The 13,135-nt window shown below is 52.0% G+C and carries 8 protein-coding genes; 5 read left to right on the top strand and 3 right to left on the bottom strand.

Features of this window, described 5'->3' with window-relative positions:
• Positions 1-71 precede the first annotated feature (71 nt).
• Entirely contained in the window at positions 72-1,460 is a 1,389-nt protein-coding gene (ffh, locus tag HMPREF3192_RS04880) for a signal recognition particle protein (protein ID WP_066305936.1), read from the top strand.
• A gap of 1 nt (position 1,461) precedes the next feature.
• Here the strand turns inward: ffh and HMPREF3192_RS04875 are convergent, their stop codons facing one another.
• Positions 1,462-2,973 (bottom strand): L,D-transpeptidase family protein, encoded by a 1,512-nt coding sequence (locus HMPREF3192_RS04875; protein ID WP_082715656.1) that lies wholly within the window; start codon positions 2,971-2,973, stop codon positions 1,462-1,464.
• A 227-nt stretch (positions 2,974-3,200) separates the two neighbouring features.
• Between HMPREF3192_RS04875 and HMPREF3192_RS04870 the strand changes: the two genes are divergently transcribed.
• On the top strand, positions 3,201-4,025 hold the full coding sequence (locus HMPREF3192_RS04870) for a TrmH family RNA methyltransferase (RefSeq protein ID WP_066305930.1): 825 nt from the start codon (positions 3,201-3,203) through the stop codon (positions 4,023-4,025).
• 31 nt (positions 4,026-4,056) lie between these two features.
• Here the strand turns inward: HMPREF3192_RS04870 and ftsH are convergent, their stop codons facing one another.
• Together ftsH and HMPREF3192_RS04860 are read right to left on the bottom strand one after the other, a co-directional pair.
• On the bottom strand, positions 4,057-5,943 hold the full coding sequence (gene ftsH / locus HMPREF3192_RS04865) for an ATP-dependent zinc metalloprotease FtsH (protein ID WP_066306089.1): 1,887 nt from the start codon (positions 5,941-5,943) through the stop codon (positions 4,057-4,059).
• A 243-nt stretch (positions 5,944-6,186) separates the two neighbouring features.
• Positions 6,187-8,100 (bottom strand): fructose-bisphosphatase class III, encoded by a 1,914-nt coding sequence (locus HMPREF3192_RS04860; protein WP_066305928.1) that lies wholly within the window; start codon positions 8,098-8,100, stop codon positions 6,187-6,189.
• Between the two features lie 312 nt (positions 8,101-8,412).
• On the opposite strand from HMPREF3192_RS04860, the gene ileS reads away from it, so the two are divergent.
• From ileS to HMPREF3192_RS04845, 3 genes are all read left to right on the top strand, one after another.
• Positions 8,413-11,370: an isoleucine--tRNA ligase gene (ileS, locus tag HMPREF3192_RS04855; protein ID WP_066305921.1), complete on the top strand. Its 2,958-nt coding sequence runs from the start codon at positions 8,413-8,415 to the stop codon at positions 11,368-11,370.
• A gap of 99 nt (positions 11,371-11,469) precedes the next feature.
• The gene (gene lspA, locus HMPREF3192_RS04850) at positions 11,470-12,015 is read left to right on the top strand and encodes a signal peptidase II (RefSeq protein ID WP_066305920.1); all 546 of its coding nucleotides are present in this window, start codon (positions 11,470-11,472) and stop codon (positions 12,013-12,015) included.
• Positions 12,016-13,083: an RluA family pseudouridine synthase gene (locus tag HMPREF3192_RS04845; protein ID WP_231723366.1), complete on the top strand. Its 1,068-nt coding sequence runs from the start codon at positions 12,016-12,018 to the stop codon at positions 13,081-13,083. It begins immediately after the preceding gene.
• The last annotated feature ends 52 nt before the right edge of the window (positions 13,084-13,135 follow it).

The raw sequence follows: 13,135 nt of genomic DNA, 5'->3' as shown, positions 1-13,135 counted from the left end.
TTCTCGTGTTCTTCTCGCTCGCGCCAGCCCAAAGTAAGAACCCTCATCGCAACCCCTGAAGGGATGTAAGTATGTTTAACAATCTGTCCGATCGCCTTCAATCAACCTTTGACACGCTGCGTGGCAAAGGCCGCCTGACACAAGAGGACATTAATCTTGCAATGCGCGAGATTCGCATTGCGCTGCTTGAGGCAGATGTTAACTATCGCGTAGTTAAAGATTTTGTGGCTAAGTGCAAAGAGAAGTGCTTGACCGCGCAGATCTTATCGGCATTAAATCCGACGCAAAACGTCATCGCAGTCGTGTTGGAAGAGCTCACTGACCTGTTGGGTGCCACCGAGTCAAAGCTCGTGCTGGCACAAAATCGTACGCCCAATGTCATCATGCTCGTTGGTTTGCAGGGTTCTGGTAAGACGACCGCTGCGGTGAAACTGGCCTATTTGCTGCAAAAACAGGGTCACAAGCCACTGTTGGCGGCCTGCGACACCTATCGTCCCGCAGCTGCTGACCAGCTCGAAACCCTTGCAACCGAAATTGACATTCCTGTCTTTCGCGGTGATGGAGCGCATCCCGTTGCCATCGCTACGCAGTCGATCCAGGAGGCCGTCGACCACATGCGCGATATTGTGATCGTCGACACTGCCGGACGCTTGCAAATCAATGAGACCATGATGCAGGAGGCCGTTGACATCAAAAATGCCGTACGTCCCGACCAGCTGCTGATGGTTGTGGACGCCATGACGGGTCAGGATATCGTCAACGTGGTCTCGGAATTTGCCGAGCGCACCGACTTTGACGGCGTCATTATGTCCAAACTCGATGGTGACGCTCGTGGTGGCGGCGCGCTTTCGGTGCGTCAGGTAACGGGTAAACCCATCAAATTTATTTCGCTTGGCGAGAAGCCCGACTCGTTGGAAGTGTTCCATCCTGATCGTATGGCCAAGCGTATTTTGGGCATGGGTGACGTCTATGGTATCATTGAGCAGGCACAACAGCTTGCTGATAAGCAATCGATGGATGCTGCCGAGCGCATGATGCGCGAAGGCTTTACCATGGACGACATGCTTTTGCAAATGCAGCAAATTCGTAAAATGGGCGGCCTTAGCAAGCTTGCCTCGATGATTCCAGGCGTTGAGCGTGCCATTGCGCAGGCGGGCAACAAAAATCCCCTCAACGATGATGCTATCACGCGCATCGAGGCGATGATTTATTCAATGACTAAAGAAGAGCGCCTTCGTCCTAAAATTATTAACGGTCAGCGTCGGAAGCGTATTGCTGCAGGTAGTGGCCGCAGCGTACAAGAGGTCAATGGCCTTTTACGTCAATGGGGCGAGATGAACAAAATGATGGGGCGTATGCGCTCGATGACTAATAACAAGCAGGGTAAAAAAGCGAGCATGCGCCAAATGCAAGATATGATGAAGCGCATGGGCATGGATCCACGCAACATGCGCTTTTAAATTACCAGTGCACCAACACAGGTGTGCCAACAGGCAAAATATTGTAGAGCTCAGCTGCCTTAGCAGGAGGGAGATTCACACAGCCGTGACTTCCGCGGCTCTGATAAATTTTTCCGCCAAAGCCTGAGCGCCATGGAGCATCATGAAACGCAATTGAGTTGCGTACGAAGGGCATCCAGTATTCTACAAAACTAATGTAGTCGGGCTTGCCGTCCTTATCTTCATCTCTTCCCGTGAGCGTTTGTTTTCTCGACTTGAAGTTATTGATGGCATATACGCCTTCGGGAGTGCCGTGCTTCGTCGCAATGTTTCCACTGACAAAAGCGCTTTCCCACTTGAGTTGTCCACCAACGTACAGGCGAGCGTACTGCTCGGACAAATCGGTGTCCAAATAGGTGTCGCCCCAGTCGGCCGTGCCCTTCGCTCCCCAAACGGCAGCCGTTTGCTTGGTGGGAATCTCGAGCGCGTCCTTGGATTTTGCACCTATGTGCTCAATGAGTTTTTTGGCCAGTCCCTCGCTATCAATTTTCCAACCATAGGTACCACCCGAGATCTTAACGGCCTTGCCATCGGGGCGCGTATAATTGCGTGTTGTACCCACGGTGTTGAGCTGACCAGCAAACTCCTTTTGCATCCACGTGGCGATGCCGTCGGTATTAAACTGGGGCTCTTTCGTACCCGAGAAGCTAATCCATGCGGCGAGCGCATCGTTATTTATGGTGGTGACCTCGCTACCCTTAAAGGTCAGTTTAATGGGACCACACAAAAAACCATTCGCGGTCTCGGCCACTTTGAGAAGTGCTGGATCATTATCGAGAAGATCGGGCTTTTTGAGCGTCTCATTACCAAGCATCGAGCTAGGCTTTAACGCGACGATGTCCTTCTCGACAGCCTTGTAGACTTGCTCGGAATCAAGCATGGTACCGTAGACCTCTTTTTGGATCACGAATTTTTGCTGCTCTTTATCAAAGACGCAGGCGGCACTTTTTGGGGGAGTAGCGTTGTTGTTGATTTTTTTGATCGCGGGATCAAGGAGCTTTTTTAGGGCTTCCTTATCGAATGTTGCCTGGTTTTGATAGCTAAGCTTATGGGGCATCCAGACGGCAAGAGGCCACAACCACTGATTTTGTTGCTTGATGGCCGCATTTGCGATAGCCTTGGTAGCGATCGTGAGCTTGAGGTCAGCGGCCTTCAGCGTTTTGGACAGTCCCTGACCAGTGATCTGTATCTGGTAGCTGTCATAGGAGTTTGTGAGCTGATGTGCTACATCATCAGCTGTTTTAAGCGAAATGTCATGTGTCTGCAGGGTGGTGTTCGGATAAAAACGGGAAGCAAACGCAAATGTGCCACCAAAGTAGACCGTCACCACCGCCACACTGGCGATAAGAACGACGGTGCGTGTGCGCTTATTGTGATACCATGCTTGCTTTTTATGCGTGTCTTGTGCGGTAGCTGCGTTGTCGTTAGCTGCGGACATATTGGCGTTTGAACTAAGGTGCTTTCCTTGTGGCATATCGTAAAAACCAATCTTTATACGAGAGGGCTTTTAGTGAATAAGCTATCTGTATGATACCCTCTTTTACTGAGGATAGGAGCGGAATTGAGGATATTAAAGGCGTTTTAACATCCTCTAGCGTTACTTCACAATTCCATTTTGCGAACTTCTCAAGTTTACACGATAAACGCCAAGTACCTATGCTAAAACGTACAGACATACAAGAAGGCGCCAGGAGACCAGTAATGCCAGTCATTCACATACAGAGCCTCGATGAACTCAATGATCCTGCCTTACAGCTCTATGCGGGCTTAGCGCAGCATAAACTTCGCCTACCACACAACAGCGCAAAGACGCATATGATCGTAGAGTCCGAAATCGCCCTGCGCGTGGCGCTTGCGCGAGGTCTGAAACCCGTTTCGTTTTTACTGAACGAGAAAAAATTACAGGCCTTAGCCGATTGCCTTAAGGCGCTTCCTGACGAGATTCCCGTGTTTGTAATACCGAAAGAGCTTGCAAGCACCCTTGTGGGTTACCCTTTAACACGAGGTATTTTTGGTGCCTTTAAGCGTCCCGCTCCGAATACTCCACAACAAATCCTGCATGGGGCACGTCACATTGCCGTCCTTGAGGACGTAGTTGATACCACCAACATAGGTGCAATTTTTCGTAGCGCCGCCGCGTTGAATGTTGATGGCATCATCGCCGCACCGAGCTGTGCCGATCCCTTCTCGAGAAGGGCAATACGAGTATCGATGGGAAATTCCTTATGCATCCCACATGTGTATGCCCCGCAAGAGATGTGGCCACAAACGCTGGTAGAGCTTCTCAAAACGGAGGGCTTTACCTGCGTGGCTTTAGCGCTGAACAAAAAAGCCTGCCCCCTTGATGCTCCACAGCTCAAAAAGTATCCAAAACTGGCACTCTTTTTTGGAACAGAGGGGACAGGCTTAAGCTCATCCGTTATAGAGGCTTGCGACGAGATCGTACAAATACCCATGTCAGCGGGTGTCGACTCGTTAAATGTTGCCGCCGCATCAGCTGTCGTCTTTTGGGAGCTGTGCCGCTAAGAAACGCAAGCACTCCGGCTAGGGAATGCGACTACTTGGCCTCGTCGGTCTTCTCGTAAGCACTGCCAACAGGACCAAAGCCATCTTCACGTTCAAAAATGCGCATAAACTCTTCTCCGGTAATCGTTTCTTTTTTCTGCAGGTAGCGAGCGAGCTCATGCAGCTTAAAGCGATTGGCGGTAAGAATTTCGCGGGCTTTTTGGTGGCCCTTCTCGATAAGGCGCATGACCTCTTCATCTATTTGCTGCGCTGTGCCTTCCGAGCAGGTAAGCTCAGTGCCGCCACCCAAATAGCGGTTGCGGACCTGGCCGAGCGCGACCATGCCAAACTTATCTGACATGCCGTATTGCGTGACCATGTTGCGTGCGATCTTGGTGGCCTTCTCGATGTCGTTGGCAGCGCCTGTCGTGATTTGATCGAAGATGAGTTCCTCGGCCGTGCGACCGCCACACAATACAGCAATCTTTCCTTCGGCTTCTTCGCGCGAGGTGAGGAACTTCTCGTCCTCCTCGACTTGCATGGTGTAACCTAGTGCACCAGAGGTGCGCGGTACGATGGTAATTTTTTGGACGGGAGCGGTGCCTTTTTGTGCGGCTGCCACGATGGCGTGGCCGATTTCATGATACGAGACGACTTTCTTCTCGTGCTCAGAAAGAACCGTTGACTTGCGCTTCTCGCCAGCAATAACAACTTCGACGGACTCTTGTACGTCTTCCTGCGTCACCTGTGAGCGTCCGCGGCGGACGGCACGAAGCGCGGCCTCGTTGATGATGTTAGCAAGGTCAGCGCCCGAGGCACCTGGTGTAGAGCGTGCAATGATGTCCAAATCAACGCCCGCCTGCATTTTGACATCAGTCGAGTGCAGATCAAGGATGGCCTTACGACCAGCAAGATCGGGCAGCTCAACGGGGATACGCCTGTCAAAGCGACCAGGGCGCAACAGTGCGGGATCGAGGGAGTCGGGACGGTTGGTTGCGGCTAATACGACAATACCCTTGTGGTTGTCGAAACCGTCCATCTCGCTCAAGAGCTGGTTTAAGGTTTGTTCACGCTCGTCGTTGGTAGTAAGGCCCGTGTCACGGCGCTTACCGATGGTATCCACCTCGTCGATAAAGACAATGCAGGGGGCCTTCTCATTTGCTTGTTTAAAGAGGTCGCGCACTTTGGCAGCACCGCGGCCGACAAACATCTCGACAAATTCGGAACCCGATATGGAGAAAAATGGCACATGTGCTTCGCCCGCAACGGCCTTGGCAAGCAAGGTTTTACCTGTGCCTGGAGGACCTACGAGCAGCGCACCGTGAGGGAGCTTTGCACCAATAGCAGAATACTTGTCGGGCTTCTCGAGAAAACTAACGATCTCGGCAAGAGATTCCTTAGCCTCATCCTGGCCCGCGACATCCTTGAAGGTCACGCCTGTCTCTTCGCCATTGACCACCTTGGCGCCTGACTTACCTAGGCCCGCACCAAAGGGGGAGCCGAAGCCACCACCAAAGGTCATTGAAGGGTTGTCATCGCCCATGGCCTTTTTAATGCGACGGTTGATCCACAAAAAGGCGCCGATGATAAGGGCAAAGGGCAGAATCGCGGTAATGAGATACGAGATAAGTGCAGCGCTCTGATCTGCCTGTTTGCTAATAGCGGAGTAGCGCACACCTTTTTTATTGAGCTTCTCGACAAGGTTTGTATCGCCAGGGAAACGCGTGGTATAAAATTCTTGCTGTTTCTTGTCCTTCTCGGCGGTGTAGCGGATTTCGCCAGTGCTGGTATTGAGCTCCACCGATTTTACGACGCCGCGGTCAAGCATCGTGGAAAAGTCGCTATACGTTGTTTGAATGGCATTACCCGCTCGATAATTCGAAAAAACGGAATTAAGAACAAAAACGATCGCCACAGCCAGAAGCGCAAATAAAAACATCCTTTGACGTTGATCACGTCTGTTTTGGTCGCGCCTGTTCTTTTTCATGGAACGTGTCCTCTCTAAAACCGTGCAAAGCGCATGTCACACACGAAAAACGCGCGTTATGTGCGCAAAACGCGTGCAATACCGTGCAAAATATCCAAAAGTATACACATATGGTCGAAATATATACACAAAAGAAATACCCTAAGCGCTGTTCCTTCATACCGATAACACACCGTCAAGGTTTTTGCACAACTATTAGCGATGTTCGGCAAGCTCACCCGTGCGGTAGGCGTTAAGCAGTGCCTTTAGGGCAGCAATGCGTTCGCGAATGCGTTTACCAATGTCGGTGTCCGCAATTTTTAAAGGAGGATCTTCTCGTTCGAAGGTATCGTCGTCACTTTCTATATCGGCATTGTTAACCAGCGCATAGGCAATGCCCTGGAAGGGGCGGTGTGCTTTAATGCGCATGCCTGTGCTGTTTGCAATCAGGGTGTAGCCCGCGATGCCCGTCTTTTTGTGATACGCCCGACAAAATCCGCCGTCGATAACCAGCAATTTGTTGTTGCCGCGCAAAGGCGTCTCACCTTTAATGGTCTTAACGGGCGTGTGACCATTAATAATATGCGAGTGGGGGTGTGTCAAACCAAACTCCGCAAGAATACGCTCGCATACCGTGGGGGATTCCGTCAAAGTGTAGTAGGGATCCTCGGGTTCTGCCCACGAGCTCTTATCGGCAATAAAAGTCCGCTCAAAGGTTTTGACTATGCGTCCCGATAAGGGCGAGTACCTCCCACACCACAAGTACCACATCCAGTCGAGCGCTTCTTGATCATGTGTATACCAGGCGCGTCGCGCCATACGATCGCAAAAATCAAAGTATTGCTTGCCTGCGTAATGCCTTCCAGCGCAGTTTACGGGCCTAAAGCTGCCATACATATGCAGGGGCATGCAACCGTGGAACAGCAGGTTGTTGTTGTAGACCAAGTACAGACTTCCGTGCTCATACAAAAATTCGATGTGGCGACGTAGGCGCTGACTTTCCCTGAATGATTTGCGTAAGCCCTCGATGATATGTTGCTCTTCGTCGGAGAGGTGGTATGGATCGGCGGGATCAATGGTGGGGAAGTCTCGCGTCATAAGTTCGTAGCGCTTTTGTCCAATAACAACGCTGCCATCGTCCAAGTTGATTTTGTCCAAAAAGAGGCGATCTTGCATATTAAAGGCCTTGTTGCGCATAATGACTTGGCCCTCAAGTTTAAACAACATGACGGCAATAGCCTTATTGATGGGTAAAATGTCCTCACTAGCCTGATAGGTCTTCTCGGCAAACAGAGCGAGTTCACGCAAAGAGATGCCGTAGCCGAGTTCGAGCAGCTCATAGCAGTTGTAGCGAATGCTGTTGCGGATGATGGTTGCAATGCAGGCGTCCGAGCCCGCTGCAGCACCCATCCAACAAACGTCGTGGTTACCCCACTGAATGTCGAGGGAGTGGTATGCCCTCAAGCGGTCCATGATCTTATCGGGATGTGCCCCGCGATCAAAAATGTCGCCGATGATGTGCAGGTGGTCTACGGCCAGGCGTTTAATAAGGGCAGCTAGCGAGAAGATAAAATCGTCGGCCGAACCTACGTCAACGATGGACTCGATGATGTGCACGTGGTAATCGTGGCGGCTTTGCTCTCCGATGCTCGAAGCGCGCAGAAGCTCATCAATAATGTAGGCATAGGGCGCGGGCAAGGCTTTGCGCACTTTGGAGCGGGTATAGCTGCTCGAAAGATTGCGTGCGATGCGCACGAGCAACAGCAGGGTGTCATAGTACCAGCGTGCGTCTTTGTCCTTAATAAGAGCGAGTTTCTCTTTAGGATAATAAATGAGCGTGCACAGATCGTCCTGCTCGCTCGGCGAGAGTTCGTGTCTAAAAATAGAACGCACTCGTTCGCGGATGACGCCCGAGCAGTTGTTGAGAATGTGTTCAAAGGCCTCGGCCTCGCCGTGCACGTCGCTCATGAAGTGTTCGGTTGCCTTGGGAAGGTTTAGAATGGCCGAGAGATTAATGATTTCGGTGTAGGCAGTTTGGGCACACGGAAACTGCTCCGACAAGAGTTTAAGATAGGCATTATCGAAATACTGTTGTGTTTGTTCGGACGATGATGCAGATGGTGGTAACACAGCTGCTCCTTTGATGGTGGCATCCCGCGTTCACGCGCGATCACTTTGAGGATCTCATAAGATACGCTCTGCACGCACGATAAATAGGTCAGCGTGGTATTGTCAAAATATATTCACAGCTCGATAACATCATCGACACAAACGCGCGACAAACGCCTGCAGCTGCATGGTATCATTATGGTTTATGCAAGCGCGCAGTTGCGTTCCAGCAGCCTTGCTTAGGCATCGCGCCTGGCGAGTCCACGACGTCACGCCTGCGGCATGACTTGCATGCCTCAAAAGAGAAGTCAGCTTAAAGAAAAGGGGTTTTTGGTGGCAAACGAGTTTAAAGCAACAATGAATCTTCCAAAAACAGCATTTCCCATGCGCGCGAACTTGGCTCAAACAGAGCCTGACCGCCGTCGCGCTTGGGATGAGGCGGGTATCTATGAGTTGCTACTCAAAAAAAATGAAGGACACAAAAAATTCGTGCTCCACGATGGCCCTCCTTATGCAAATGGCCCCATTCACCTCGGGCATGCACAAAATAAAATCTCGAAGGATATTATCAACCGCTACTGGTCCATGCGCGGCTACCAGACGCCGTTTGTTCCTGGCTGGGACTGTCACGGTCAGCCCATCGAGCACAAGGTAGAAGGCATGCTTGGTACGCAAAAATTCAATGCCTTACCTACCGAGAAGATCCGTGAAATTTGTCGCCGTATGGCCGTTGAGCAGGTTGACACCCAGCGGCAGGGCTTCAAGCGTCTGGGCGTGTTGGCCGAGTGGGACAACCCTTACTTGACCTACACACATGATTACGATGCAACCGATATCGAGATCTTCAAAGCAGTGTTCGATAAAGGCGCCGTGTACCGTGGCCGTAAGCCCGTGCATTGGTGTTACCACTGTCATACCGCGCTTTCGGAAGCCGAGATTGAGTACTCCGACGAAGTTTCGCCCGCTATTTTTGTACGCTTTAAACTCACGTCTGTGCCCGCAGGGCTCGAGGACTTTGCAGGCTCTATCTGGGTTGACATTTGGACAACAACGCCTTGGACGCTGCCTGCCAACGAAGCTGTGATTTTGCATCCCGAGGCATCCTATGTCGCGCTTAAAATTACCGACAACGGCGACAGTGGCGACAACGCCGATAACGCAGACGGCGCGTCCACCAGCACCGCGCCTATCCCACGCGTCGAGCTCATGGCGCAAGCGCTGTACGAGAAGAACGCCGTGCGTTTTGGCTACACTAACGTCGAACTTATCACCAATCCCGATGGCAGCATTTGGTCAAAAACGGGCGTTGAACTCGAGGGTAATACCTACCTGCAGCCTATTTTTGGTGATTTGGGTGCTCAGGGACGCTTCATTTATGCCGATTATGTCACCCTTGACGATGGTACGGGTGTTGTTCACTCAGCGCCTGGTCACGGTGTTGACGACTACAATGCGGGTATGCGTTTTGATATCCCCATCACCATGCCTGTCGACAACGATGGCCACTTCTATAAAGGCGAAGGCGCTGGCAGCGGTGGCCCCTTCGGCGGCATGCACGTCAACGAGGCAAATCCTGTTATTATCGAATGGCTCACGCAGCGAGGATCGCTCATTTTACACGAGGACATTACGCACTCGTATCCTCACTGCTGGCGCTGCAAGCAGCCCGTCATTTTCCGCGCAACCGATCAATGGTTTGTGTCGATGGATAAGACTGGTTTGCGCGCACGTGCGGCCGAGGCCTTAGCGAAGGTTCGTTTTTATCCCGACCATGCGCGCAATCGCATTGGTTCGATGGTTGAGGGCAGGCCCGACTGGTGCATTTCTCGCCAGCGCAATTGGGGTGTGCCTATTCCCGCATATACCTGCGCTTCTTGCGGTGCAACTGTCATAAACGATAAGACTCTCGATAAGGTCATCGAGCTCTTTTATGCTAAGGGTTCTGACGCGTGGTTTGTGGATGACCCTGCCAACTACCTCGGTGACGCCTGCGTATGCACTGAATGCGGCGGCACCAAGCTCGTTGCGAATACCGATATTTTGGACGTGTGGTGGGATTCGGGTGTCAGCCACACCGCCGTTTGCAAGCATCGCGATTACCTTGATTTTCCTGCGGATATATACTTGGAGGGGTCGGATCAGCACCGTGGTTGGTTTATGAGTTCGCTTATGACCTCCATTGGCGCTTACGATGTTGCTCCCTACAAAGCCGTGGTGTCGCAAGGATTTACCCTGGATGGCAATGGCCGCAAAATGAGTAAGTCGTTGGGCAATGTCATTGATCCTAACAAGGTATGTGCGACACAGGGTGCTGACGTGTTGCGCCTGTGGGTCGCGTCGGTCGATACTTCCACAGATGTTTCGTGTGATGACAGCATTTTGTCGCATGTTGGCGATGCTTATCGCAAGGTTCGTAACACTATGCGCTTCTTGCTCGGCGAGCTTGAGGGGCAGTTTGACCTTGCTCGCGACGGCATTGCGGTGCAGGATTTGCTTCCCAACGATAAACTCGCGCTGGCACGCATGTGTGAAGTGCACGACATCGTGAGCCGTGCCTACGAGCAGTACCGCTTCAACGTGGTATATCGCACGCTGTACGATTACATCATCACGGAGCTTTCGAACGATTATTTGAATGCGACCAAGGACAGAACCTATTGTTCGGCCCCATCGAGCTTCGAGCGCAGAAGTGCCCTGACGACTTGGTCATACATCTTGAGCATGCTCGTCCATGATTTCCAGCCCATTTTGGTCTACACCACTGACGAAGTCATGCAATTTTTGCCTAAGTCGCTGCGCGATAATCAAACTCACGCCGCTCTTCTCGACTGGTTCGAGGCACCCATGACCTGTGAGCAGTACGAGCCGCTCCTGCAAGCCTACGAGGCGGTAGCGGACGTTCGTTCGAGCTTCACGCGCGCTTACGATGCGGCGCTGGCACAGGGCTCTATTGCCGAGAAGACCACGCAGGCAACGCGCACCGAGCTTACGGTTTCGCCCGAGCTGTACGACTTGCTTCGTGCTAGCGGTGTTGACTTGAGTGAATCGTTCGTATGCTCCGAGGTAGAGCTTTGCAAGCTCGATCTCGCTGCCGAGAAGATCGACGAGGCCGAATCCGCTGACGCTGCGACGACCAGCGCTACATCTGCTGGAACACTCGCCGAAAGCGTGTGTGTCGTGACCAACGCTTCGGGCGATAAATGCCCTCGTTGCTGGAACTGGCGTACGTTGGGCGATGACGGTCTGTGCGCTCGTTGCCATGACGTTGTAGTAGCAATCAAAAGCGAGTAACGACCGAGCGCATCGACAACAGCGAGCAGCGACCAAAGCGAGCAGCGACCAAAGCGAGCAACAACCAAAGTGAGCAACGACCAAAAGCGAGTAGCAACCATGACCAAGGCATCCTTCAAAGAAAAGCTGAGAAGCAAAAAGGCCACCGCAGGCATTACGCTGGGTGCACGGATTGCTCTTTTGAGCGCCATAGCCCTGCTTGTGGTGGTGCTTGACCAGGTGAGTAAAGCGTGGATGCGCCTCGTGTTAGTACGGGGAGATCTGCCGCTGATCCCCGGCGTGCTTCGTCTATCGCTTGTCGAGAATACCGGTGCGGCGTTTAGCATCGGGCAGGGTGCCACTTGGCTTTTTATTGCAACTGCGATGGGTATTATCTTTTGTGCCTATCTGTGGGTTATCAATGATAAGAATCTTCCGCTTTCGATCGTGGTTAGTCTTGGTGTTATTTGCGGCGGTGGAGCTGGCAATCTTATTGACCGGCTCGTTCGTGGCAGTGTGACGGACTTTTTTGCCACCGAGTTTATAAAGTTTCCCATTTTTAATGTGGCCGATATTGCCATTAGCTTGGGTATTTTTGTGGCTTTCATCTTGATATGGCGCTACGATCGACGCGACGATCAGCGCTGTGATCGCACAACAAAGTAGGTGGGTGCGATACTCAAGCTTCTTGATTTTCTCGTCGATCCGCAAACTTGCGGCTTGCGCCTTGATGCTTTCATGGTACAGGCGGGTGACTTTGCCTCGCGCTCTGCCTGCGTCAAGCTTATTGAAGCAGGAAGCGTCACCATTAATGGCACGCTTGCGACCAACAAGTCGGAGCGCGTCATGCTGGGCGATCGCATCTGCGTCAGTTATGAAGCGCCAACGCCTGCCTATGACCTTGCGCAAAGTGGTTTACTTCGTCCTAACACGTACATTCCACTCGATATTCGTTTTGAGGATCAGTACCTGTTGGTCTTATCGAAGCAGATAGGACTGGTGTGTCATCCCAGTCCAGGGCATGTTGACGATACGCTTGCAAACGCGCTTGTAGCTCATTGCGGCTATGGACACCTTGGCCTGTTGCAAGGGGAGGATCGTCCTGGTATTGTGCATCGCCTCGATATGGATACCTCGGGCTTGATGATGGCCGCCAAGGACGACGCCACGCAAAAAGCACTGCAGGATTTGATTCGCTTGCGTACCTTGGATCGACGCTACATTACGCTGGTACAGGGCTGTGTGTCGCAAGACGAAGGCACTATTCAAACGGGTATTGCCCGTTCTACACGCAATCGCTTGACGATGACCGTTTCGGATGCGCCTGGCGCCCGCGAGGCGATCACAACCTACCGCTGCCTTGAGCGCTTCGAGGCAACGCCAAAGGACGAAGGCTATTCTCTACTTGAATGCCATCTGTATACAGGGCGTACGCATCAAATTCGCGTGCACATGCGCCACATTGGGCATCAGCTGGTGGGAGATCCCTTGTACGGAAGCCGCGTGGTGTCGCGAAACCTTGGGTTAACGAGACAATTTTTGCATTCATGGCGCATTGCGTTTACGCATCCCGTTTTGGGAGAGCTCGTGCAGATTCGTGATTGCTTGCCCGCTGACCTGTTAGCTTGTTTACAATCTATACAATCGCGTTCACTGGGGAGAACTGCTGCGGGGGACGAGATCATTCCACAGATCTTATCGCCAGCGACGCCAAACGCGCCACACAACGAGTGAAGATGGGATAATTTCGTGTACGAGTTTAATCATACCGCCATTACACCAATAG

Source organism: Atopobium deltae (genome assembly GCF_001552785.1).
Classification (GTDB): domain Bacteria; phylum Actinomycetota; class Coriobacteriia; order Coriobacteriales; family Atopobiaceae; genus Atopobium; species Atopobium deltae.
This window is presented reverse-complemented; position numbering and strand designations above follow the sequence as displayed.

Excerpts from the sequence above, each read along its gene's own strand:
- HMPREF3192_RS04875 (WP_082715656.1), bottom strand. The coding sequence starts at position 2,973 with ATGCCACAAGGAAAGCACCTTAGTTCAAACGCCAATATGTCCGCAGCT.
- ffh (WP_066305936.1), top strand. The coding sequence starts at position 72 with ATGTTTAACAATCTGTCCGATCGCCTTCAATCAACCTTTGACACGCTG.
- ftsH (WP_066306089.1), bottom strand. The coding sequence starts at position 5,943 with ATGTTTTTATTTGCGCTTCTGGCTGTGGCGATCGTTTTTGTTCTTAAT.
- HMPREF3192_RS04870 (WP_066305930.1), top strand. The coding sequence starts at position 3,201 with ATGCCAGTCATTCACATACAGAGCCTCGATGAACTCAATGATCCTGCC.
- lspA (WP_066305920.1), top strand. The coding sequence starts at position 11,470 with ATGACCAAGGCATCCTTCAAAGAAAAGCTGAGAAGCAAAAAGGCCACC.